Below are 23,603 nucleotides of genomic sequence, written 5' to 3'. Positions count from 1 at the left end.
TCGCAGTCAATAGCTTATTGACAAAAATTCAGTAAGCTGATGGTCATGGCGGTCACCAAGCGCACCCGGCTCAGCCCGGAGGAGAGGCGCGCTCAGCTCATCGACCTGGGCGCGCGCATGCTCGCGGAGCGACCCCTCGAGCAGGTCTCGGTCGAGGAGATCGCGGACCAGGCCGGCGTCTCCCGCGGACTGCTCTTCCACTACTTCGCGTCCAAGCGCGAATTCCATCTCGCCATCGTGCGCCACACCAACGTCGAGATGCTCGCCCACACCGAACCAGACCTCAGCCTGGAGCCGCTCGAGATCCTGAGGTCCGCGATCACCTCTTATGTCGACTACGTCTCGGAGAACCGGAACACCTACGTCTCGCTGCTCCGCGGCACCGCGAGCGGGGACCCCGAGATGCGCGACGAGTTCGAGCGGACCCGGGCGATCATGGCGGAACGGATCACCCTGCAGCTGCCGAAGCTGGGCATCGAACCGGGACCCAGGATCACCCTCGCGGTCCGTGGCTGGATCGCGTTCGTCGAGGAGGCCACGATCAGCTGGCTCAAGGATCCCGAGATCGCCCGCGAGGAACTGATCGACCTGATCGTCACCGCCCTGCCCGCGGTGGCGCTGAGCTCGGAGGCGGCGGCGTTGCTGGGCGCGTGACGGGCAGATCTCGCCCGGGAGATCCGCGACGTGCCCTCATACCTGGGTATGGGATCCGATCTCACTCCGCAGCGGGACGCGCCGATCGGGTCCGCGTCCATACCGTCGGTGCATGGACACCCTCGGATCGCAGGTTCGCTCCCTGTTCGCCCGGCAGCGGCCCCTCATGGTGATGGTCACCGCGATGATGTTGCTCGCGTTCGCCTGCGCCGTCGGCATGGTGGTCGACGACCGCACACTGCTGGGGGTGTCGGTCTGGGTGAAACCGTTCAAGTTCGCGATCGCCTTCGCGCTCTACGGCGCGACCCTGGCGTGGCTGCTGAACCTGCCGCACCGGGGGAGTCGCTGGACGCGCCTGCTGGCTCTCGTCTTCGCGGTGGCCGGCCTCACCGATGTCGCTTTCATCGCGGTCCAGGCGGCACGCGGAACCTTCAGCCATTTCAACAATTCCGACGACATCGTCAACTCGGTGGGGCAGACGATCTTCGGGTTCGGCGTGCTGGGGCTGTTCGCCGCCAACCTCGTGATTGCCGTGATCCTGCTGCGGCAGCGGCTGGCCGACCGCCCGACCACCAGGGCCATCAAGGCCGGGCTGTGGCTCGCGCTGGCCGGAATGGCGATCGCGTACATGGTGGGCTTCCAGGGCGATCAAACGGCGCGCGACGCGAACGGTCGCATGGTCGAGCTCGGCGCCAGGCACACCGTCGGAGCTACCGACGACCGACCCGGCATGCCGATCACCAACTGGAGCACCACCGGTGGGGACCTGCGCATCCCTCACTTCGTCGGGCTGCACGCGCTGCAGGTCCTGCTGCTGGCCGCGGTTGTGCTGGCTGCGCTCGCCCCGCGCGTCGCGTGGCTCCGGGAGGAGGGCACACGGGCCGCGGTGATGGGGGTGCTCGCCGGTGGCTACACGGGCCTGCTGGCGCTGCTGTCGTGGCAGGCGCTGCGGGGACAGCCGCTCACCGACCCCGACGCGCTCACCCTCGCGGCGGGCGGCGCCCTGATCGCAGCCACGGTGTTCGGGGTCGCTGCCGTGCGCGCGTTTCACCCCGGTAGGGGAACGACTCGCGCACGGGCGGCGCAGCCGCTACAGGTGCCGCAGGAACCGGTCGGGGCCGTCCAGGAATGAGCGCCAGTTCCGGACCAGGTCGAGCTCGTCCCACCGCGGGTGCTCGATGCCGTCCTCGGTCAGCTCCCAGATCTCGGCGCCGGGACAGGCGGCGAGCACGGGGGAGTGGGTCGCCATGATCACCTGGGAGCCCTCGGCCGCCAGGTCCTTGATCACCCCGAGCAGCGCCAGGCAGGACTGGAACGAGAGCGCGGCCTCCGGCTCGTCCAGGATCCACAGGCCGACACCGATCGGCCGGTCCGCCACGTAGCGCAGGAACGACTGGCCGTGGGAGAGTTCGTTGAGCCCCTGATCGGTGTCCCGGACGCGATCGGTGTCGGCCCGGTCGAAGAGCGAGTGCATGGACTCGGCCCGTAGGAAGCAGCCGCCGTATGGCCTGGGCTGCGCCCCGATGCAGGTGAGATGACGGGGCAGGTCCGTGTCCTCGGCGCTGCCGCCCGCCGACCACAGCCGGTCCTGGGCGCCGCGGAATCCGTTCTGCCAGGCGCCGGCGACGGCCTCGACCAAGGTCGACTTGCCGACACCGTTCTCGCCAACGACGACCGTCACCGGGCTGGTGAAATCGAGTCCGTCCCTGCACAGTTCGCCGATCGAGGGCAGGTCGAGATACCACGAAGCCGGGTCGAATCCGCTCCTGCGAGTGAATTCGACCCGGCTCAGTGGCAAATCGGGTGCGGTCAAGCTATGCGATCGGCTTGAACGCCTCGTCGATGATCTCCTGCTGCTCGACGGCGTGCACCTTGCTCGAGCCTGAGGACGGGGCCGACATGGCGCGGCGAGAGATCCGCTTGATGCCGGTCAGCTTGTCGGGGATCAGCTCCGGCAGCGCCAGGCCGAACAGCGGCCAGGCACCCTGGTTCGCTGGTTCCTCCTGGACCCAACGGAACTCGGTCGCGTTCGGGTACCGGTCGAGGGTCTCGCGCAGGCGCCGGCTCGGCAGCGGGTACAGCTGCTCGATCCGCACGATCGCGATGTCCTCGCGGTTGTCCTTCTGCTTGCGGGCCAGCAGCTCCCAGTACAGCTTTCCGCTGACCAGCAGCACGCGCTTGACCTTGTCGCGCTCGCCACCACCGGTCTCGTACTCCGGCTCCTCGAACACCGAGCGGAACTTGCCGGTGGTGAAGTCCGCGAGATCGCTGACCGCGGCCTTGTTGCGCAGCATCGACTTCGGGGTGAAGACCACCAGCGGACGCCGGATGCCGTCGAGGTGGTGACGACGCAGCAGGTGGAAGTACGACGCCGGGGTGGACGGCACCGCCACGGTCATCGAGCCCTCCGCGCACAGCTGGAGGAAGCGCTCGATGCGGCCGGACGTGTGGTCCGGGCCCTGGCCCTCGTGGCCGTGCGGCAGCAGCAGCACGACGTCGGAGAGCTGGCCCCACTTGGCCTCACCGGAGGAGATGAACTCGTCGATGATCGTCTGGGCGCCGTTGACGAAGTCGCCGAACTGCGCCTCCCACAGCACCAGCGCGTCGGGGTTGCCCACCGAGTAGCCGTACTCGAAGCCCACACCCGCGTACTCGGTCAGTGCCGAGTCGTAGACCATGAACTTGCCGCCGTTGCCCGCGTTCGCCGCGATCGCGGAGATCGGGTTGTACTCGCCGCCGGTCTTGCGGTCGATGAGCACCGAATGGCGCTGGGTGAACGTGCCGCGGCGCGAGTCCTGACCGGTCAGGCGCACCAGCGCGCCCTGCTCGACCAGCGAACCGAACGCCAGCAGCTCCGCGTACGCCCAGTCGATCTTGCCGTCGCGCGACATCTCCTGGCGCTTCTCGATGACCGGCTTGACGCGCGGGTGCACCGTGAAGCCCTCGGGCACGTTGACGAACGCGTCGCCGATCCGCTCGAGGACGGCCGGCTCGACGGCGGTGGTCAGGCGGGCGGGCGGGGTCTGGTCGAGCTCGACCGACTCCGACGGCTCCGGCTTGAACTTCTCCAGCTCGCGGACCTCGTTGAACACCCGCTCCAGCTGACCCTGGTAGTCACGCAGCGCGTCTTCCGCTTCCTTGAGCGAGATGTCGCCACGGCCGATCAGGGCCTCGGTGTAGCTCTTGCGGACGCTGCGCTTGGTGTCGATCAGGTCGTACATCGCCGGCTGCGTCATCGACGGGTCGTCGCCCTCGTTGTGGCCGCGGCGGCGGTAGCAGATCATGTCGATGACGACGTCCTTGCCGAACTCCTCGCGGTAGTCCACGGCGAGCTGCGCGACCCAGACACAGGCCTCGGGGTCGTCGCCGTTCACGTGGAAGACCGGTGCGGCGATCATCTTCGCGACGTCGGTGCAGTACTCCGAGGAGCGCGAGTGCTCCGGGGCGGTGGTGAAGCCGACCTGGTTGTTGACGACGATGTGCACGGTGCCACCGGTGCGGTAGCCGCGCAGAAGCGACAGGTTCAGCGTCTCCGCGACCACGCCCTGACCGGCGAAGGCGGCGTCGCCGTGCAGCATCAGCGGCAGCACGGTGAAGCCTTCCTCGCCCTTGTCGAGGATGTCCTGCTTGGCGCGGACGAGACCCTCGAGGACCGGGTCGACGGCCTCGAGGTGCGACGGGTTCGCGGTGAGCGAGACCTTGATGTCGTTGTCGCCGAACATCTGGATGTAGGTGCCCTCGGCGCCGAGGTGGTACTTCACGTCGCCGGAGCCGTGTGCGGCCGCCGGGTTCATGTTGCCCTCGAACTCGGTGAAGATCTTCGAGTACGGCTTGCCGACGATGTTGGCGAGCACGTTGAGGCGACCGCGGTGCGGCATGCCGATGACGACCTCGTCGAGCTCGTGCTCGGCGCTCTGGTCGATGACGGCGTCCATCATCGGGATGACCGACTCGGCGCCCTCGAGCGAGAACCGCTTCTGGCCGACGTACTTGGTCTGGAGGAAGGTCTCGAAGGCCTCGGCGGCGTTGAGCTTGCTCAGGATGTACTTCTGCTGAGCGACGGTCGGCTTGACGTGCTTGGCCTCGACGCGCTCCTGCAGCCACTGCTGCTGCTTGGGGTCGAGGATGTGCGTGTACTCGACGCCGATGTGCCTGCAGTACGCGTCCCGCAGGATCGACAGCACGTCGCGCAGCTTCATCCGCTGCTTGCCGTGGAAGCCGCCGACGTTGAACTGGCGGTCGAGGTCCCACAGCGTCAGGCCGTGGGTGGTGACGTCGAGGTCGGGGTGGCTGCGGAACTTGTCCTTGACGAACTGCAGCGGATCGGTGTCCGCCATCAGGTGTCCGCGGTTGCGGTACGCCGCGATCAGCTCGAGAACACGGGTGCTCTTGTCGATGTCCGTCGCGGAGATGTCCTGGCGCCACCGCACCGGCTCGTACGGGATGTGCAGCGCGTGGAACAGCTCGTCGTAGAAGTCGTCGCTGATCAGCAGGTTGTGGATGGTCCGCAGGAAGTCGCCGGACTCCGCGCCCTGAATGATGCGGTGATCGTAGGTCGAGGTCAGCGTCATGAGCTTGCCGACGCCCATCTCGGCGATCTTCTCGTTGCTGGCGCCCTGGAACTCGGCCGGGTACTCCATCGCACCCGCGCCGATGATGGCGCCCTGGCCCTGCATCAGGCGCGGCACGGAGTGCACGGTGCCGATGGTGCCGGGGTTGGTGAGCGAGATGGTGACGCCGGCGAAGTCCTCCGCGGTGAGCTTGCCGTCACGGGCGCGGCGGACGATGTCCTCGTACGCGCCGTGGAACTGGGCGAAGTTCATCGACTCGGTGCCCTTGATGGCGGCGACGACCAGCGAGCGGCTGCCGTCCTTACCGGGCAGGTCGATGGCAAGACCGAGGTTGGTGTGCGCGGGGGTGATCGCGTTCGGCTTGCCGTCGACCTCGGCGAAATGCCGGTTCATGTTCGGGAAGGCCTTGACGGCCTGGACGATGGCGTAGCCCAGCAGGTGGGTGAACGAGATCTTGCCGCCGCGGGTCCGGGCGAGGTGGTTGTTGATGACGACGCGGTTGTCGAACATCAGCTTCGCCGGGATGGCGCGCACGCTGGTGGCGGTCGGGATCGCGAGCGAGGCGGACATGTTGCGCGCGAGCGAGGCCGCGGCGCCACGCAGGACCTTGGACTCGTCGGTGCTGGCAGCCGGGGCTGCGGGCGCGGGCTTGGCTGCGGGAGCCGGGGCCGCGGCCGCGGGCTTGGCAGCGGGGGCCGGGGCTGCGGGCGCGGGCGCTGCTGCCGGTGTGGCTGCTGCGGGGGCAGGCGCCGGGGCTGCCGGGGCGGGGGCAGGGGGTGCGGCGGCAGGCGGTGCGGCGGCGGCCGGGGCGGGCGGCGTGCCGTTCGTCGCTGCGGGTGCGGCGGTGCCGTTCGTCGGGGCGGGCGCCGCGGGAACAGCGGGGCTGCTCACGCCGTTGCCGGCTCCGGAAGCATCTGGCGTGTAATCGGTGAGGAATTCGTGCCAACTCGCGTCGACTGATGCCGGGTCCTTTTGGAACCTCTGGTACATCTCGTCGACCAGCCACTGGTTCTGTCCGAATTGTGACGTAGAACTGCTGCTCACGGCAGGTGTTCGCCTCGTTTCTCTCTTGGTCCCAGATCAGCGCGGATAGACCTGAGGCTAGACCCCATCTGTGACGAGCGCGCACCGGGCGCCCGCCGAGTGAAGTACATCACTTCAGGCCGCCGGGTTCACTACTATCGATGACGGTTAGTCCCCGCGAATTATTCCCTTCTTGGCTCTGCGCTGCATCCCAGAGCCGCTCATAGTGACCACCGGCACGCCGCAAATCGCGATGCCGTCCCTTCTCCACGATCCGCCCGTCGTCGATCACGACCACGAGGTCGGCTTGGGCGGCAGTGGCAAGGCGGTGCGCCACGATGACCGCGGACCGCCTGCGGGTGAGCAGTCGGCCCGCCTCCAGCACGGTCCGCTCGGTCGCGGGATCGAGCGTCGCGGTGGCCTCGTCGAGCAGCAGGAGGTCGGGGTCGACCAGCTCGGCGCGGGCCAAGGCGATCAGTTGTCGCTGCCCGGCCGACAGCCCCTGGCCGCGTTCCCCGATCGGCTGGAACATCCCGCCCCGGAATCCGGCGATGGTCTGCAGCGCCCCGACCGCGCGGGCCGCGGCGACGATCTCGTCACGGGTGGCGTCGGGTTTCCCGTAGGCGATGTTGCTCGCCACGTCCCCCGAGAAGAGGTGCGCCTCCTGTGGGACCACACCGAGGCGGCCGCGGTATCGGTGCAGTGGATAGGCGCGCAGGTCGACGTCGTCGACGCGAACGGAACCGGTGCTCGGGTCGTAGAACCGGGCGAGCAGCTTGACCACCGTCGACTTGCCCGCGCCGGTCTTGCCGACGAGAGCGACGGTGGTGCCGGACTCGATCCGCAGATCCACCCCGCTCAGCGCCTCCCGTTCGGCACCGCTGTAGCGGAAGCTCACGGCGCCGAAGGAGACGTCGCCGCGCAGGTGGCCTTCGATGGGAACGGTGTCGGGCTGGTTGGCGGTCTCGATGGAACTCGAGGTGCGCAGCAGGTCGCCGATGCGGGTGAGGCCGACGCTCGCCTGCTGGTAGCCGTCGAACACCTGCGAGAGCTGCTGGATGGGACCGAACAGCAGCCCCAGGTAGAGGACGAACGCGACGAGCGTCCCCGCGGTGGCGTCGCCGCTCGCGACCTCGCGCGAACCGACAAGGACCACGGCGGCGAGTGCCAGGTCGGAGAGCAGCGTGATGAACGGAAAGAAGATCGAGATCGCGAGCTGCGAGCGCATCCGGCTGTGGCGGTAGCTGTCCGCCCTGGCGGCGAACCGTTCCGCCGCGAAGTCCTCACGGCGATACGCCTGGGCGGCGCGCAGGCCGGCGATGTTCTCCTGGAAGTCGGCGTTCACGATGGAGATGCGTTCGCGGGAGACCGAGTACGCGACGGAGGACACCCGCCGGAAGATCAGGGTGGCGACGATCAGTGGCGGCACCACGGCGAGGGCGACGAGCGCGAGGACGACATCGGTGAGCAGCAGCGCCACCGAGATGCCGACGACGGTCAGCACGCTGACCACGGCGGTGGACAGGCCGGTCTGGAGGAACGACGACAGCGCGTCGACGTCGGTGGTCATCCGCGTCATGATCCGGCCGGACAGCTCGCGCTCGTAGTAGTCGAGTCCGAGCCGCTGCAGGTGGGCGTAGCTGCGCACGCGCAGGCCGTAGAGGACCTTCTCGCCCGCGCGGGCGGTGATCACCGTCATCACCGCGACCACCACCCAGTTGGTGGCCACCAGCGCGACCCCCGCGAGGGTGGCCCACCACAGCGCCGACGGCTGGTCGGGGACCACGCCGTGATCGATGGCGAACTTCACGATCGACGGGAACAGCACACCCGCGAGCGAATCGAGCGCGAGGCTGACGACCACCGCTGCGAGGATCCAGCGGACCGGCCGCAGCAGCGAGGACAACCGGAAGTCGGGATCGGGCCTGCGGAGGCCGGCGTCGTCCATCCGGGGGTTCTCGACCGCTGGCGGCAGCGCCTCGACCGCGGCCCGCAGCTCGGGGGTCGCCGCGACATCGCCGAGGGCGCCCGCCATCGGCCCTCCGCCTCCGCCACCCCCTCCGCCGCGGCCGGGGGCGCCGCCGTGCCCCGCGGACGCGGCCGGGTTCTCGGAGACGATCGCGTCGAACTCGGTGGACGGCACGGTCTCGGGCCACAGTTGGGTGTCGGTGGGTTCGGGCCCCGTCGGCACCGGCGTCGGGTCCGAGTGCGCGCCTTCCGGGTCCGGGTCGGCGAGCAGCGCCCGGAACAACGGACAGCGCTCGTCGAGCTCGGCGATCGTCCCGCTGTCGATGATCCGGCCCTCGTCGAGGACGGCGACCCGGTCCGCCAGGGTCAGCGTCGAGCGCCGGTGCGCCAGGATCAGCGTGGTCCGGTCGCGTTGGGAGCGCAGGGTGTCGAAGATCGCGGCCTCGGTGGCCGCGTCGACGGCGGAGGTGGCGTCGTCGAGGATGAGCAGCCGCGGATCGACCAGCAGCGCGCGCGCCAGTGCGACCCGCTGGCGCTGGCCGCCTGAGAGGGTGAGACCACGCTCGCCGACGACGGTGTCGTAGCCGTCGGGCAGCGCCTCGATGAACTCGTCGGCCTGCGCCATCTTCGCGGCGATCGCGATCTCCTCGGCGCTGGCGTCGGAGCGGCCGAGCGCGATGTTCGCGGAGATGGTGTCGGAGAACAGGAACGGCTCGTCGAAGACCAACCCGACGGCCTCGCGCAGCTGATCGGCCCGCAGGTCCGCCACGTCGATGGCCTGTCCGTCCGAGGTGAGTCCCACGCTGCCCTCGGTGGGCGCATAGAAGCGGGGGAGCAGCAGCGACAGCGCGGTCTTGCCGGATCCGGCCCGGCCAACGACGGCCACCGTCTCGCCGGGAGCGATGTCGAGATCCAGGTCCCGAAGCACCTCGCGGCCGGACTCGAAGCCGAAGGTGACCCCGCGCAGCCGGACCCCGATCGGCCCGGCGGGCAACGGGATCGGGTGCGCCGGGTCCGCGACCGAGGGCTCGGTGTCGATCACCTCGTAGACGCGTTCGACCGCCGCCCGCGACAGCTGGGCCATGATCACCACCGACGACAGCAGGCGGCTGATGTTCGACATCGTCGCCACGTAGGTCGCGAACGCCAGGAAGGTGCCCACCGAGATCGAGCCCTGCAGCGCCAACGCGCCGCCGAGGGCGATCACCCCGACCAGCCCGAGCTGCGGCAGCGCGGCCATGGTCGGAGCGAAGCGAGAGTTGATCCGGGCGGCCCGCATCCGTTCGGCGTAGAGGTCGCGGCCGAGGCCCTCGAGGCGCTGCACCGCCCTGGCCTCCTGGCCGAACCCCTTGACCACCCGGACGCCGGTGACGGTCTCCTCGACGTGCTGCGCGAGGTCGGCTGCGCGTTGCTGGGCGGACCAGGTGGCCGCGTACAGCTTGGGTCGGATCAGCCAGACCACGAGCGAGACCGCAGGCACCACGAGCAGCGCGACGACGGTGAGTAGGGGGGAGAGGTAGGCCATCACCACGACCGCGAGCAGGAACTGGATCAGCGCGCCCGCGGACAGCGGGACCATGGCGAGCAGGCCCTGCACCAGCTGTAGATCGGTGATCGAGCGGGACACCACCTGTCCGGTGCGGATCTGGTCCTGGCCCGCGCCGTCGAGGCGTTGCAGCGAGCTGAGCAGACCGAGGCGGAGGTCGTGCTGCACATCGATGGAGAGCCGGCCGGCGAGCATCCGGCGGCCGAACTGGCATCCGAACCGGACCACGGCCAGCGCCGCGATGCTCGCGGCCACGGTCGCGATCATCTCGGTGGCGCCGCTGGTGGCGTCGTCGATCGCGATCCGGGTCAGGAGCGGGAACGAGATGTCGATGATCGCGGCGATCACCGTGACCGCGAGTGCGCCGAGCACGACGGTCCGGTGGGCCCAGCATTCGGCCGTCAGCCGACGTATCCAGCCGCGTTTGCTCTCCGAGGTCACCATCGAAATCCACGGTAGCCCCGGGGTCCGACGCGGACGCCTCAGGGCTAGGTGATGTCGCGGGCTCGCGTCAGCCACCAGCCGAGGCCGGCCGACAGTGCGGCCCAGGCCAGCAGCACGATCGGCGCGAGCGGCCACGGCGCGGTGTCCGAGAGCCCGTCGGTGGCCGCGCCCAGCACGGTGGACAGGGTGAGCGCGCCCGGCAACCACGCCGCGACCGATCCCGCACCGAACCCGGCGAGTATCGCGCCGACGATCATCTCGCCGACCGGGTACCAGGCCAGCAGCGCGATCGCCGCGCCGATCGAGGAGGCGAACGCCAGTCCCAGCCCGGCCCCGATCAGCGACCAGGCGATGGACGTCAGCACCCCGGCGGCGAACAGTTCCGCCAACGAGCCGTCGAATTCCAGTGCGCCGCCGAACGCCGTCAGGCAGATCGCCGCGAGCGCCATGGCCGCGATCGCGTACAGCGCGCCGAAGGCCGCCGTCACGATCAGTTTCGCGGCGAGCACCCGGTCCCGGTCCGAGGCCATGAGGAAGGTGGGAGTCAGTGTGCTGTACCGGAATTCGGTACCCGCGTTCACCGCGCCGAAGAGGCCGGCGAACAGGGCCACCCAGCCGATGGTGATGAAGAGCCCGACGTTCGCCGCGCTGGTGGTGAGTTCGGCGTCCATGGTGGTGAGGGTGTCGTCGACCGCCGCGAAGATCGCTCCGGCGAACAGGGCGACCGCCAGCGGTGCGATCGCCAGGGCCCACCAGAAGCGCAGGGTGGTGACCTTGCGGAGTTCCGCGGTGAGCAGCGCGGTCATCGGGGACCTCCGTAGTGCTGGCCCGGCTGGTAGTCGGCCGCGTACCGGCCGGATGTCATCGACAGGAACACCTGCTCGAGGTCGACCGGCTCGGCGGTGGCGCCGAAGATGCGCACGCCTGCGGGCTGTGCGATGGCGGCGATCGTGTCGAGTTCGGCGCCGGTGACGGCCAGGCGGCCGTCGGGCAGCACCTGCGCGTCGGTGATCCCGTTGGCGGCCAGGGCGATCGCAAGGGTGGCGGGATCGGATCCCGCGATCAGGATGCGGCCCTGGCGAGAACGCCGAAGGTCATCGATGCCGCCCTGGTAGACAAGGCGGCCCTCGCTCACGATGACCAGGCGGTCGACGGTCTGCTCCACCTCGCGCAGGATGTGGCTGGAGACCAGGACCGTGCGGCCGGACCGGGCGAATGCCTTGAGGAACTCGCGCAGCCAGGCGATGCCCTCGGGGTCGAGGCCGTTCGCGGGTTCGTCGAGGACCAGCATCTGGGGGTCGCCGAGCAGGGCGGTGGCCAGCGCGAGCCGCTGCCGCATGCCGAGCGAGAAGGTGCCTGCCTTCTGGTGTGCGGCCTGTTCGAGCCCGACCAGCGCCAGGACCTGTCGGGCGCGCGAATCGGGGAGCCCGGTCGCGGCGGTGTAGACGAGGAGATGGCCGAGCGCGGTGCGGTTCGGGTGCAGGCTAAGCGAATCGAGAACAGCGCCGACCACGCGCGCGGGTTGTGTGAGCGCCGCGAACGGCACGCCGGCGATGGTGGCGGTGCCCGCGGTCGGCCGCACCAGGCCTAGCAACATGCGCAGCGTGGTGGTCTTGCCTGCGCCGTTCGGGCCGAGGAACCCGGTGATCGATCCCTGCGGCACGGTGAAGCTCAGATCCGATACGGCGTCAACGGTTTTGAACTGCTTGGACAGTCCGATCGCCTCGAGTGCCGCCGGGTGTCCCCCTGCGCTCATGCCGTGCCCTCCCTCCGTGATGGGCGCCAGCCTATCCGCGGAGGGAGGGGTGGGTGGATCTCCCGCGTGGTTTCAGTTCTGCAGGCCGAGCGCGACGGCGAGCGCGGTGAGGGCGGGCAGCTGGTCGCCGTCGACGGGGAGCGCCTGGATGGCGACATGGTTCGCGCCCGCGTCGAGGTGTTCGGTGAGCCGGGCGGCGATCGCGGCGGCATCGCCGTGCGCGACGAGGGCGTCGATCACCCGGTCGCTGCCGCCGTCGGCGAGTTCGGCCTCGGTGAATCCGAGCCGGGTGAGGTTCGCGATGTAGTTCTGTAGGTGCAGGTACGGGTTCTCCACGACGGGGCGGCCGATCGCCCTTGCGGCCGCGGCGTCGGTGTCGAGCACGATCTTGTGCTCGGGTGCGAGAAGTGGTTCGGGGCCGAGCAACTCGCGCGCCTCGCGGGTGTGCTCCGGGGTGGTCAGGTAGGGGTGCGCGCCCGCGGTGCGGTCCGCCGCGAGCCTGAGCACGCGCGGCCCGAGGGCCGCGAGGACGCGGCGCCCGGCGGGGACTCCGGCCGCGTCGAGCTCGTCGAGGTAGGAGACGAGTGCCTGATAGGGCTTCGCGTAGACCTGTCCGGAGTGCTCGGGATGACCGGCGCCGATGCCGAGCAGGAACCTGCCCGGGTGGCGCGCCTCAAGTCGGTGGAACGACGCGGCGACCTCGGCGGCGGGGGAGACCCAGATGTTGGTGATCCCGGTGGCGACGGTGAGACCGGTGGTCGCGTCGAGCAGGGACTCTGCGGTCTTCAGGTCCGCGGGCGGGGAGCCGCCGAGCCAGATGGTGCCGTAACCCAGCCGTTCCAGCGCCTGACCGAACTCGGGAGTCGCGAAGTATGCGGGCTGCCACACACCGATTCGGCCGAGGTCGGGGGTTTCTTCGATGACGCTCATGGGCTCTCCGTCCGATTGGCTTGCCATAGGGGTGCTTTGCGCAACCCCGCGTCGCCGGAGTTCATTCCGGCAGCTGATTCGGCGATTCTCGGAGGGTCGTAACCTGCTGGTCATGGTGGTTACCGGGGGCAAGGATCGGCTGCTCGTGCTGCGCGCGAGCCTCACGCTGGCCGTCGCCATGGGGCTGGGCCGGTTCGCGTTCACGCCGATCCTGCCGTTGATGGTGGGTCAGACGGAGCTGACCGCGGAGTCCGCGGCCACGCTGGCGACGGCGAACTACCTCGGCTACCTGGTGGGTGCGGTGGCGGCGATCTTCGCGCACTGGATTCCGAGGAGCAGGGCGGCGCTGCGGGTCTCGCTTGTCCTGCTGATCGCGACGCTTGCGCTGATGCCGGCGGCAGAGTCGATGTCGCTGTGGCTGACGTTGCGGTTCCTGGCCGGCGTCGCCAGCGCGGTGCTGTTCGTGTTCACCGCGCGGGTGGCGCACCAGCAGGTCAGGGGCGGCGGGGACGGTGTCGGCTGGGTGTTCGGTGGCATCGGGGCCGGAATCGCGTTGTCCGGCTGCGCGCTTCTCGCGTTGGGGTCCGGCGGGTCGTGGCGGGTGAGTTGGCTGGTGGTGGCCGCGTTGGCGGCGGTACTGGCCCTGTTCGCGTGGTCGCTGCCCGGCGGTGACCCCGCGACCGCGACCTCGGTGGGCCGACAGTCGCCGGTATCGCGCCGGGACCGGACGCGATTCGCCTGGCTGATGGCCGCCTACTTCTGCGAGGGCATCGGCTACATCGTGTCCGCCACCTTCATCGTCGCCGCGGTGGCCTCCATCGGCACGGCGACCTGGCTGGGCGGCGCGGTGTGGATCGCGGTCGGGCTTGCGGGGCTCCCGTCCTGCGTGCTGTGGATCAGGCTGTCACGCAGGCACTCCCGGGTAGCGATGCTCGCGGTGGCGTTCGTTGTCCAGATCATCGGGGTAGCGGCCTCGGCCCTGTTCGATGCGACGGCGGTGCAATTGCTGGCGGCGCTGGCCTTCGGCGGCACCTTCATGGGGATCGTGATGCTGACGCTCGCGGAGGGCACCGAGCTGGTGGGCCCGCGTGCCCCCGCGATCGGAACGGCGCTGTACGGGCTCGGCCAGGTGCTCGGCCCGCTGATGGTGGCCCCGTTGCTCGACACCGGGTACTCACGGTCGCTCGCCGTGGCGGCAGGAATCCTGGTGCTCGGGTTGGCGTTCTTGGTGCCGCTGCTCCGTTCTGCCCGGGTGGAGGTGCCGGAGTCGGAGCAGGTGGTCGCGCGTTAGTTGAGTCCTGCGTAGGAGTGCAGGCCCGAGACGACGAAGTTGATGGCGAACATGTTGAACAGTGTGGTGGCGAGGGCTGCGACGTTGATCCACGACGCGCGAAGGGTCCCCCACCCGCTAGTAGCTCGCGCGTGTAGGTAGGCGGCGTAGAGCACCCACGCGATGAAGGAAACGGTCTCCTTCGGATCCCAGCCCCAGAAGCGTCCCCATGCGGCTTCGGCCCAGATCGCGCCGCAGATGACTCCGATGGAGTAGAGCGGGAAGCCGACGATGGTCGTGCGGTAGGCGACCCGATCGAGCAGTTCTGCGGATGGAAGTCGGTTGGCGATCCAGGCTTTCGGGCCGCGGTCGTTGGCGTGTCCGTGGACGGCGACGATGTGGAGCAGGCTGGCTGTGCTGGCGAACGTGAGGATCCCGCAGGCGGACACGATGATTGTCACGTGGATGGCGATCCAGTAGGAGCGCAACGCCGGCACGAGGGGAGCGGCGTCGTTGTACATCGCCGATGCTGCGATGAACAGGAGTACGACCACCGGAGCGAGTACGAACACCGTCAGGTTGCGGATCGGGTACTTCCGTACGGCGACCAGCCAGCACACGACAGTCGCTGCGCACAGGAACAGTGCGTACTCGTAGAGGTTGCCCAGCGGCCAGCGATCGGTCGCCAGGCCACGCGGGACGATCGCGGCCACGTTCAGTGTCAGGGCAACGAGCGTGAGGGCGATGGCGGCACGTCCAGCTCTCTCGCTGGGCGGGCGGGTGCTGTCCGAGGTCGAGATTCGCCCAGGCATATCCGGGGCTGATGCGCCGACAGTGGCCACAGCCCGCAAAAGGGCGTCCGCTGCGGTGCGGGGGCGAACGGAAGTGCCCGCAAATTCGAATGCCGAAAGACCCAGAGCAAGAACGTAGATCGCGAACGCGGACGCGAATGCGAAATCGCTGTACTGCGCCAGTGTGGTGTTGACCGGCATGAAGCCCCCTCGCAACTCATCGGCTACTACGGTGGATAGTAGACGACTGGGCGCGCTGGGTTTGGCTTCGTGCAAGTCCTGATCTATGTCGGACCCTCGGCGTATAATCGAATGTATGTTCGAGAACGGTGGCGGGGTCGGTGAGGTGAGGTCCGGTGTGGAGGCGGAGGCCGCCTCGCTGCTGGCCGACGTCGCCGCCCTCGACGAGGTCGTTAGGTCGTGTCGGGCGGAGAATCGGTTCGCGGCGCGGAAGGTGTTGGCGGCGGGTCGGTTCTGGGAGTCGTGGATCGAGCGCGATGTCCGGTTGGGGTCGGGTGACATCGTGGACTGTGGCAACGGTGCGGTCGCCGAGTTGGCGGTGCGGATGGGCTGCTCGAAGACGGTCGCGGAGTCTCACGCCTCACTGGGGATGGACCTGCGGTCGCGGCTGCCCCTGGCGCGTGCCGCATTCGAATCCGGTGAGTTGGATCTGCCTCGGGTGCGGGCGATCAGTCGCGAGACGACGGGGCTGAAGCCGGAGACGGTGGCCGCGTTGGAGCCGGGGATCGTGGCGGCCGCACGGCAGCTGACGCCGGGCCCACTCGCCGGGGAGATCGGCCGGCTCGTCTCGGAGTTCTCGGCGGAGGAGGCGGCCGCGCAGCGGGAAACCGCACAGGAGTTGGGGCGCCGCATCGTCAAGCGTTCCCGCGGCACCATCTCCACCATCGAGGTGAATGTGTCGCCGGAGGAGGCCGAGCAGGTGATGCAATTGGTCGCCGAGTTCGCGGCCACGGTCTGTCCGCATGACAAGCGCGGCAAGCGGTGCCGGTTGGTGGATGCGGTGTTGGCGATGATGCATGGCGAGCCGTATCTGCGGTGCAGCTGCGAGCGCGTCGACTGCGCGCAGGCGGGCAGGGCGGCGTTGCCGGGGCGGCGGGCGCCACTGACCCAGGTCACCATGGACGTCGCGACGTTGGTGGGGTTGTTGTCCGAGCCGGCGTATCTGCATGGGCATGGGCTGATCGATCCGGAGCTGGCCCGCAGGCTGGCCGCGGATGGGACGTGGCAGGCGCTGCTCACCGAGGCACTGAACCTGGCCGAGGAGCTTGGCCTGATCGCCCATGACGAGGCCGCCGCCAGTGATGTCGACGGCGACGGCGAACGCTCGGCCACAGGAACTGTCAAAAACATTGCGCCGGAACCGGTGCCGGAGTCAGTCGCCGACACCGACGAGAAACCCGAAACCGAAACGCATAGCGAGAAGTTTGTCCGCATCAAAGCCGAACCACCTGGCCCCGATGCACCGCCACCACCGCTACCGCCGCGGTTCTGCGTGCGCTCGTACCTCGCCCGCGGCAGTCGCCGAAAGGCCGGCTACAGCCCTGAATTCGGGACGCTCCCCGTGCCGCGACCCTGCACCGCATCACCACCGAGCAGCGAGCATCAGCACCCGACACCGCCGGACGGCAGCGCCTCACCGATGCCGCCCGACCCATCGGTCCCGACCAGCATCGGCACCATCACCGACGCGATCCTCGCCGCCATCGAAGCCGACCCCACCCTCGCCCGACCGGAACACCCCGACGGACACGGCGGCCTGACCGCCCCACCCGACGGTGCCCTCACCTACCGCCCCGACGCCGCCACCACCGCACTCGTCCACGCCCGCGACGGACACTGCCGATTCCCCGGCTGCACCCGCCCCGCCGCCGGATGCCAACTCGACCACATCATCGAATACCGGCCCCACGACCCGATCACCGGCGGCTGGACCATCGCCACCAACCTGCACTGCCTCTGCCAGTTCCACCACCAACTCAAAACCCTCGGCCTCTGGACCGTCACCGCACTACCCGGCCACGCAATGCTCTGGACCTCCCGCGCTGGCACCACCGCCCTGACCCTTCCCGCGGGCGCCCACGGCAGCCACACCCTGCACACTCCGGCGCCACGGATCACGGGCCACCGCGGCCACACCCCATTGCCGAAACCGGAAACACCACCAGTGCCGCCACCGTTCTGAACGCGAATGTCCCCGCGGCCACCAGGGTGACCACGGGGACGTTCGCGGTGAGGCTCGCGCGCGACTACTGCCCGAGCATCGTCTTCATCTGGGTGATCTCGGCCTGCTGGCCGGCGATGATCTTCTTCGCGAGCTCCTGCACCTGCTCGCTCTGTCCGTCAGTCAGGATCGCGGACGAGGAATCCACGGCGCCCTGATGGTGGGCGATCATCATCTCCAGCCAGGCCCGGTCGAAATCGGCTCCCGACGACTGCTCGAGCTGCGTCATCTGCTCCGCGGTCATCATCCCGTCGCCGTGGCCCATATCGGCGTGGCTCATGTCGGCTGCCATCGTCGGCACGCCCCACTCGGCGAGCCAGCCCGTCATCTGCACGATCTCGGGGTCCTGGGCGGCCTTGATCTGGCCGGCCAGCGCCAGCAGTTCCGCATTCTCGGTGCGGCCCTCGGCCAGCGCCGCCATCTCCACGGCCTGCTGGTGGTGCGGGATCATCATCTGCACCCACATGGCATCGGCGTTGTTGTGCGTGCCCGACGACGCGGACTGCGCCGCACTCGAGGTCATCGACATCGAGCCCATCGAATCCATCGAGTGGCCGGATCCGGAGTCGTCGTTGGAGCAGCCCGCGATCAGTGCGACGGCGGCAGCGGCCGCTGCGATCATGCCGGTGGTCTTGGTACGTGTGTTCATCGTTCTTCCTTGGTCTTTCGAGTGGGACAGTGGCCGAACTGCGTCGAGCACGACGCAGTGGCCCTGTCAGACCCGCAGAAGGCACAAGGTGGCAAGGCGATTCGAGGTGGGCACGGCAAACGGTGGCCCGCGACCGGTATAGGTGACCGCGGACCGGCCGCGGCGCATCCGGGTGCCCGCGCCCGACGGGAGGCCGAACGCGATGAGGGACATCGCCAGCAGCACCGCCGAGAGCAGGACGGCGACGCACGCGTTGAGCATGTGGTGGCCGCCGGTGTGGTCGGCCGGCTGTTGGTCCGAGGGCGCGGCCGCAGGGGCTGAGGTCTCGGCATGTGATGGCTGCCGATCGGCTGCCATGTCGGTGGACGCGGATCGAACCATCGCCCCATGCATGTCCATCGCAGGCGCGCTGACTGCCACCCGCGAACCGTGCGCCTGCCCGGTCTCCTTCACTGCCGCCGCCACGTGATGCATCGCCAGCAGGCCGAACACCAGCGCGCCGAGCAGCAGCGCGCACGAGAGTGCGGCGCGCTGCGGGGCGAGGCGGAGCCGGTCCATGCCTAGACCATACCCTGCGGGGGTCAGGTAGTGAGCTCCAGCGGCCACCGCGCTGGTGCGGGCCCGAAGGCGTCGCGCGCGTTGTTGATCACGCCCTTGCCGATCACTCGGTTGCCGGTGCCGCCGATCGCCGCTCCGATGCCCGCGGGTACCAGCTTGCCCAGGATCAGCGCACTCCGGCGGGCCGCGTACTTGGTGACGAACTTGTGGATCAGCGTCCGGTTCATCCCGGTCATCGTCTGCGCCGGGAGCCGATTGGTGATGAGTGAGCCCCAGTTCTTCGTGGTCGCGCCGACGGCCTTCTCCACGATCTCCATGCCCGAGGCGCCCAGCGCCACCGCGAGTACCAGCGCCCGGCGCTGCTCGTGCTGCTGCACCGAGATGCCGTGCACCGAGGCGATCGCCAGCGTCAACAGGGCCGAGGCCTCCAGGAAGAACACCGACTCCGCGCCGACCGCCGCGATGGAGCCGACCGTGCCGATGCCGGGCACCGCCGCGGCGGCGCCCACCGCGCCGCCGCTACCGGTCACCGCGGTGAGGAAGATCTTCTCCATCCGCTCGACGATCTGCTGGGGATTCTCGTCGGGATGGGCCCGGCGAACCCGGTCCACGTACTTCTGGATCGCGGGTCCCTGCAGCTTGGCGCCGTTGTCGAGCAGCGACACGATGACCTGCTCGATGCGTCCCAGCTTGTCCGCCATGGTCTTCCCCTCCCTCACGGCCAGCACCGTCCGCGGCCGAACTCCTGTCCAACGGTCGGCCTCATCGTGTTTGTTCCTGGCCCGGGCACGTCATCCCTGGATGCGACGCAGATCACTGCCTACGCTGAGATCATGACCGGGCACTCGGAGGGTAGACGGACATCGCCCGCGCAGGCCCTGCGCCCGTTCGTCGGCCCCTACGAGGGCTATCGACTGACCGGGTTCGAGCCCGGCTCGCATCTGGGCCTGCCCTCGCCGTACCTGACGGTGATCATCGCGCTCGACGCCCCGCTCGAACTCGCACGGATGTCCGATCCGCGGCAGCAGCCCGGCGCCTGGGGCACCCTCGCAAGCGGCCTGTCCACCGCGCCGGTCACGATCCGGCACGACGGCAACCAGCACGGTGTGCAGCTCGCCCTCACCCCGGCCGGTTCAAGGGCGCTGCTCGGTGTGCCCGCCGCCGAGCTCGGTGCCTGGGTCGTCGAGCTCGAGGACCTGCTCGGCGCCGACGCCGCCGAGCTGAGCGACCGGATCGCGGCGCAGCACTCCTGGGAGGCCCGCTTCGCGGTGCTAGACGAGGTGCTGTCCCGCCGCCTCGCCGACGCCGAGATCGATCCGCACCTCGAGCACGCGTGGCAGCTCCTGACGGCCGCCGACGGTGTGGTCCGGGTCGGCCAGGTGGCCCGCGAGATCGGTTGGAGCAGAAGGCACCTGGTCGGCCGGTTCGCCGCGGAGTTCGGAGTCAGCCCCAAGGAGGCGGCCAAGCTTGCTCGCTTCCACCGCTCGCATCAACTCCTGCGGAGCCGGCCGTCCATCTCCCTCGCCGACGCCGCCGCCCGGTGCGGCTTCTACGACCAGGCCCACCTGGCGCGCGATTGGCGGGACATCGTCGGGATCCCGCCGTCGAGGTGGCGGGCCGAGGAGCTGTTCTCATTCATCCAAGCGGACCAGACATCGGAAGGAGCAGTGTCGAGGGTATGAGCACACAAACGATCAACACCACCACGATCTGGCCCACGCTCAGCTACGCGAACGCGCGAGGGGCCATCGCGTTCCTCGTGGACGCCTTCGGATTCATCGAGACCGCCGTCTACGGCGAGGGGGAGCGGGTCGACCACGCCCAGCTCGACTGGCCGGGCGGCGGCGGCGTCATGCTCGGGTCGCAACGCCCCGACTCCGCGGTGGGGGACCTGCCGACGGGGGTCGGTTCGGTGTACATCGTCGTCCCGGACCCCGACGCGCTGTATCTGCGTGCCGTCGATGGCGGGGCCACCATCGTGAAGGGGCTCACCGACGAGGACTACGGCTCCCGCGGGTTCACCTGCCGCGATCCCGAAGGCGTGTACTGGAGTTTCGGCACCTACGCAGGCGAGCCGCCCAGGACCCAGTGATCGGCGGGGACCACCTCGTCGGGCTTCGGCGGATGGGGCGGCGTGCCGTCGCCGAACGGTCTGCCGCCCAACGCTTCCCTCCCGTGCGGCTCGAGCCAGTTGGCGAGATCCGGCCCCTTGGGGATGATCTGGGTCGGGTTCACATCGGAGTGCACCACGTAGTAGTGCTTCTTGATCTGCGCGAAGTCGATGGTGTCGCCGAAGCCCGGCGTCTGGAACAGGTCCCGCGCGTAGTCCCACAGCACGTGCATCTCGGTGAGCTTGCTGCGGTTGCACTTGAAGTGCCCGTGGTAGACCGGATCGAACCGGACCAGGGTGGTGAACAGTCTGACGTCCGCCTCGGTGATGGTGTCGCCCACCAGGAATCGCTGCGTCGCGAGCCGGTGGGTCAGCCAGTCCAGCCTCGCGAAGAGACGGTCATAGGCCTCTTCGTACGACCCCTGGGTGCCGGCGAATCCGCAGCGGTACACGCCGTTGTTGACGTCCTTGAACACCAGCTCGGCGACCTCGTCGATCTCCGGTCGCAGCGCCTCGGGGTACAGGTCGGGTGCGCCCTCGCGGTGGAACTGCTTCCACTCGGTCGAGAGATCGAGGGTGAGCTGCGGGTAGTTGTTGGTCACCACCTGACCGGTCGGGATGTCGACGATCGCGGGCACCGTGATCCCACGCGGATAGTCGGGGAAGCGGGCGAAGTACGCGTCCTGCAGGCGCGGGATCTTCAGCACCGGGTCCACCCCACCGGGATCGAGGTCGAAGGTCCAGCTCCGCTGGTCGTGGGTCGGCCCGCAGATGCCCATCGACAGGACGTCCTCGAGGCCGAGTAGACGCCGCACGATGATGGCCCGATTCGCCCAGGGGCAGGCCCGCGCGACGACGAGTCGGTAGCGACCGGGCTCGACAGGGTAGCCGTCACGGCCGTCCGCGGTGATCCGGGTGGTGATGTAGCGGGTGTCGCGGGTGAACTCCTGGCCCGCTTCGACATACGACCCCGCGGTGCTGTTCTCGTCGGTCACTGTTCATCAACTCCGTCGATAGTGGGCAACAATCACACGGTACTTCGGGGGAGCGTGGCCACGGTATGGACGCCCAGTTCTTCGTAGCCAAGCGACGCGGCCAGTCGGCGCGAGGCCGTGTTGCCGGGGTGGCTGCGCCACTGCGGGATCAGGCCCACGTCGATCGCGTCGTTCGTCGTCAGCCGGGCCACAACGGCTCCGTGTCCGCGCCTGCGATGGTCCGGCGACGTGAGTGTGCCCATGTGGGCCAGGATGCCCTGCCACTCCGCGTACCCGGACGAGGACAGCGGCGTCCCGGCGGCATCGACGAGCGTGAACCAGTTCCGCTTGCCGGTGAGATCGGCCTCCGCCGTGTCGTCGGGCGGGCAGGCCGACTGCAGGGCAAGCACGTGTTCGAGGTCGTGCGAGATCAGTGGGTCCTCGCGGCCGATCTCGGTGCCCACGTCGGCGGCGAAGGACAGCAGCCGCGGGCCCGAACAACTGCCGCCGTGGTCCTTGGTGATCGTGAGCATCGTCGCGCCGTCGGTCAGCTCATCGTCGCTGTAGCGCTCCGCCCGCTCGATCGCCCAGTCCGGGCCCACCAGCGCGCTCGCTCCAGCCAACCGGAGGAACCGGACCCGGTCGGAGCTCTGGTCCACCCGGATGTGACGGGTATCCGGCCGCACCAGGCCGAGGTCCGGCAGTCCCAGTTCCCTGGCCCAGGCCAGGGCGATGATGTCGATCTGATGGGCGTCCACCCTCGTCACGGTATCGGTCCCGGCGCGCGGCGCACGCCGGCCACAGCATCGCCGCCCAGCCGACGACGACGAGCACCGCGGCGATCACGTCGCTCGGCCGGTGCCACTGGCAGATCATCACAGCGGACCCGGCCGCGGCGGCGGCCCCACACATCAGCGCGGCGGCCGCCGACCGCGAGCCCGGGGTCAGGACCATCGCCAGCCCGACCGCCAGCGAGGTGATCACGGTGACGTGCCCACTGGGGAGCGTGTTCTGCGCGCCCCAGCCGAGATGCGGCCGGTCGAGCAGCACCTTGACCGCCTGCGTGGTGAGGTTCGCGCCGGCGATCACCGCCAGCGCGACCACGATCGAGCGAGGTCGACGACGGATCAGCCCGATGAGGACGATCGCGCCGATCGCCGCGGCGATGACCGTCGCGTTCACCGCTCCGAGCAGGGTGAAGCCCGCCTCGTGCCAGGAGTCGGGTGCGGCGTTCGCGGTGCGCATGATCTGCTGGTCGAGGAGCTGGCCGCCTTCGGTGGTGACGAACACCGAGTGCACGAGCATCAACGCGATCGCGCACGTCGCCGCGATCGTCGCGCCCGGCATGAACCGCGATACGCGGCCACGGGCCTTCGCCTTCTGGATCCCCATTCGGATCAGGATGCCGCGCCCAGATGAGAGCTTCATGAGAAAGCTGTTGCCGAACCATCCCTCCGCGCCGTATATTCCATCTGGATTAATTGGTGCGGAATAGGAAGGCGTGGACGTGGCGGCAACGGCGTTGACTCCCCTCGGGATCACGGTGCTGGCGCTGCTGTTCGAGCGGCCCATGCATCCGTACGAGATGTACCAACTGCTCATCCAGCGGCGCGATGATCGGCTGGTGAAGATCCGGCCGGGCTCGCTCTATCACACCGTCGACCGGTTGGAGCGGCAGGAACTCGTCGCAGTGCTCGGCACGGAGCGTGAGGGCAACCGTCCCGAGCGCACCACCTACGCCATCACCGAGGCGGGCCGGGCGGCGCTGACCGTGCGGATCCGCGAGATCCTGGCCACCCCGGTCAGTGAGTACCCGCAGTTCCCGGTGGCCCTCGCGGAGGCGCACAATCTCGACGCGGACACCGTCTGCGAGCTGCTCGGCGAACGGGTGTCCCGGATCGACGAGGACATCCGGGAACTCGAAGGGATGCGGCAGGCGGTGGTGGCCGAGGACATCCCGCGGGTCTTCTGGTTCGGGATGGACTACCTGCGGGCAGTTGCCAAGGCCGAGGCCGACTGGCTGCGGGGCCTGATCGTGGAGATCGAGAGCGGCGAACTACCTTGGCTCACAGAGGAACTCATCAGTAAGCGCAATCCCCAACTTGCGAAGGATTGAC

20 protein-coding genes are annotated in these 23,603 nt (G+C 69.2%); 7 read left to right on the top strand and 13 right to left on the bottom strand.

From position 1 onward, the window contains the following. Positions 1-45 precede the first annotated feature (45 nt). Both C8K38_RS16345 and C8K38_RS27740 read left to right on the top strand, forming a co-directional pair. Positions 46-654 (top strand): TetR/AcrR family transcriptional regulator, encoded by a 609-nt coding sequence (locus C8K38_RS16345; protein WP_097212613.1) that lies wholly within the window; start codon positions 46-48, stop codon positions 652-654. A gap of 112 nt (positions 655-766) precedes the next feature. Then, a complete protein-coding gene (locus C8K38_RS27740; protein ID WP_257017535.1) occupies positions 767-1,786 on the top strand; it encodes a hypothetical protein in 1,020 nt (339 codons plus the stop codon). Here the strand turns inward: C8K38_RS27740 and C8K38_RS16335 are convergent. The 6 genes from C8K38_RS16335 to C8K38_RS16310 all read right to left on the bottom strand — a co-directional run bounded on the left by C8K38_RS16335 (position 1,745) and on the right by C8K38_RS16310 (position 12,892). After that, positions 1,745-2,446: an AAA family ATPase gene (locus C8K38_RS16335; protein ID WP_097212612.1), complete on the bottom strand. Its 702-nt coding sequence runs from the start codon at positions 2,444-2,446 to the stop codon at positions 1,745-1,747. The genes C8K38_RS27740 and C8K38_RS16335 overlap by 42 nt on opposite strands. Before the next feature lie 22 nt (positions 2,447-2,468). Further along, positions 2,469-6,269 carry a multifunctional oxoglutarate decarboxylase/oxoglutarate dehydrogenase thiamine pyrophosphate-binding subunit/dihydrolipoyllysine-residue succinyltransferase subunit gene (locus C8K38_RS16330; protein WP_097212490.1) on the bottom strand — a complete coding sequence of 1,267 codons (3,801 nt, stop codon included), beginning with the start codon at positions 6,267-6,269 and terminating at the stop codon, positions 2,469-2,471. A 109-nt stretch (positions 6,270-6,378) separates the two neighbouring features. Further along, a complete protein-coding gene (locus tag C8K38_RS16325; protein WP_097212489.1) occupies positions 6,379-10,206 on the bottom strand; it encodes an ABC transporter ATP-binding protein in 3,828 nt (1,275 codons plus the stop codon). A 44-nt stretch (positions 10,207-10,250) separates the two neighbouring features. After that, positions 10,251-11,012, bottom strand: a complete 762-nt coding sequence (locus tag C8K38_RS16320) for an ABC transporter permease (protein WP_097212488.1) — start codon at positions 11,010-11,012, stop codon at positions 10,251-10,253. Continuing rightward, positions 11,009-11,962, bottom strand: coding sequence for an ABC transporter ATP-binding protein (locus C8K38_RS16315; protein WP_097212487.1), 954 nt, complete (start codon positions 11,960-11,962; stop codon positions 11,009-11,011). The genes C8K38_RS16320 and C8K38_RS16315 overlap by 4 nt, the downstream gene beginning before the upstream one ends. A gap of 72 nt (positions 11,963-12,034) precedes the next feature. Continuing rightward, complete coding sequence (locus C8K38_RS16310; protein WP_097212486.1) at positions 12,035-12,892, bottom strand: LLM class F420-dependent oxidoreductase; 858 nt, start codon at positions 12,890-12,892, stop codon at positions 12,035-12,037. A gap of 112 nt (positions 12,893-13,004) precedes the next feature. Here C8K38_RS16310 and C8K38_RS16305 point away from each other — a divergent pair, with 112 nt between their 5' ends. Next, positions 13,005-14,183, top strand: coding sequence for a YbfB/YjiJ family MFS transporter (locus C8K38_RS16305; protein WP_179800603.1), 1,179 nt, complete (start codon positions 13,005-13,007; stop codon positions 14,181-14,183). Here C8K38_RS16305 and ccsB read toward each other — a convergent pair. Next, the gene (gene ccsB, locus C8K38_RS16300) at positions 14,180-15,154 is read right to left on the bottom strand and encodes a c-type cytochrome biogenesis protein CcsB (RefSeq protein ID WP_097212484.1); all 975 of its coding nucleotides are present in this window, start codon (positions 15,152-15,154) and stop codon (positions 14,180-14,182) included. The two genes, C8K38_RS16305 and ccsB, sit on opposite strands and share 4 nt — an antisense overlap. A 115-nt stretch (positions 15,155-15,269) precedes the next feature. On the opposite strand from ccsB, the gene C8K38_RS16295 reads away from it, so the two are divergent. After that, positions 15,270-17,156, top strand: coding sequence for an HNH endonuclease signature motif containing protein (locus C8K38_RS16295; protein WP_179800602.1), 1,887 nt, complete (start codon positions 15,270-15,272; stop codon positions 17,154-17,156). Positions 17,157-17,220: 64 nt separating this feature from the next. Here the strand turns inward: C8K38_RS16295 and C8K38_RS16290 are convergent, their stop codons facing one another. From C8K38_RS16290 to C8K38_RS16280, 3 genes are all read right to left on the bottom strand, one after another. Beyond that, positions 17,221-17,844: a DUF305 domain-containing protein gene (locus tag C8K38_RS16290; RefSeq protein ID WP_097212482.1), complete on the bottom strand. Its 624-nt coding sequence runs from the start codon at positions 17,842-17,844 to the stop codon at positions 17,221-17,223. A gap of 66 nt (positions 17,845-17,910) precedes the next feature. After that, entirely contained in the window at positions 17,911-18,402 is a 492-nt protein-coding gene (locus C8K38_RS16285; RefSeq protein WP_097212481.1) for a DUF6153 family protein, read from the bottom strand. Between the two features lie 23 nt (positions 18,403-18,425). Next, positions 18,426-19,103: a hypothetical protein gene (locus C8K38_RS16280; protein ID WP_097212611.1), complete on the bottom strand. Its 678-nt coding sequence runs from the start codon at positions 19,101-19,103 to the stop codon at positions 18,426-18,428. Positions 19,104-19,235: 132 nt separating this feature from the next. Between C8K38_RS16280 and C8K38_RS16275 the strand changes: the two genes are divergently transcribed. Beyond that, entirely contained in the window at positions 19,236-20,084 is an 849-nt protein-coding gene (locus tag C8K38_RS16275) for an AraC family transcriptional regulator (protein WP_097212480.1), read from the top strand. Then, a complete protein-coding gene (locus C8K38_RS16270; protein WP_097212479.1) occupies positions 20,081-20,494 on the top strand; it encodes a VOC family protein in 414 nt (137 codons plus the stop codon). The genes C8K38_RS16275 and C8K38_RS16270 overlap by 4 nt, the downstream gene beginning before the upstream one ends. On the opposite strand, the gene C8K38_RS16265 is transcribed toward C8K38_RS16270, so the two are convergent. The 3 genes from C8K38_RS16265 to C8K38_RS27735 are packed head-to-tail and all read right to left on the bottom strand — an operon-like array spanning position 20,464 to position 22,878. Next, positions 20,464-21,507 (bottom strand): glutathione S-transferase family protein, encoded by a 1,044-nt coding sequence (locus C8K38_RS16265; RefSeq protein WP_097212478.1) that lies wholly within the window; start codon positions 21,505-21,507, stop codon positions 20,464-20,466. The two genes, C8K38_RS16270 and C8K38_RS16265, sit on opposite strands and share 31 nt — an antisense overlap. 32 nt (positions 21,508-21,539) lie before the next feature. After that, positions 21,540-22,088, bottom strand: coding sequence for a GNAT family N-acetyltransferase (locus tag C8K38_RS16260; RefSeq protein WP_257017534.1), 549 nt, complete (start codon positions 22,086-22,088; stop codon positions 21,540-21,542). Continuing rightward, positions 22,039-22,878, bottom strand: coding sequence for a phosphatase PAP2 family protein (locus C8K38_RS27735; RefSeq protein WP_257017533.1), 840 nt, complete (start codon positions 22,876-22,878; stop codon positions 22,039-22,041). Before C8K38_RS27735 ends, C8K38_RS16260 begins: the two co-directional genes overlap by 50 nt. A gap of 115 nt (positions 22,879-22,993) precedes the next feature. On the opposite strand from C8K38_RS27735, the gene C8K38_RS16250 reads away from it, so the two are divergent. Next, complete coding sequence (locus C8K38_RS16250) at positions 22,994-23,602, top strand: PadR family transcriptional regulator (RefSeq protein ID WP_097212610.1); 609 nt, start codon at positions 22,994-22,996, stop codon at positions 23,600-23,602. Position 23,603 lies beyond the last annotated feature (1 nt).

Origin of the sequence: Rhodococcus sp. OK611 (assembly GCF_003050885.1) — a bacterium.
GTDB classification, from domain to species: Bacteria; Actinomycetota; Actinomycetes; order Mycobacteriales; family Mycobacteriaceae; genus Rhodococcus_G; species Rhodococcus_G oryzae.
The sequence above is the reverse complement of the archived record's forward strand: the minus strand, read 5'-3'. Positions and strand labels throughout refer to the sequence as shown.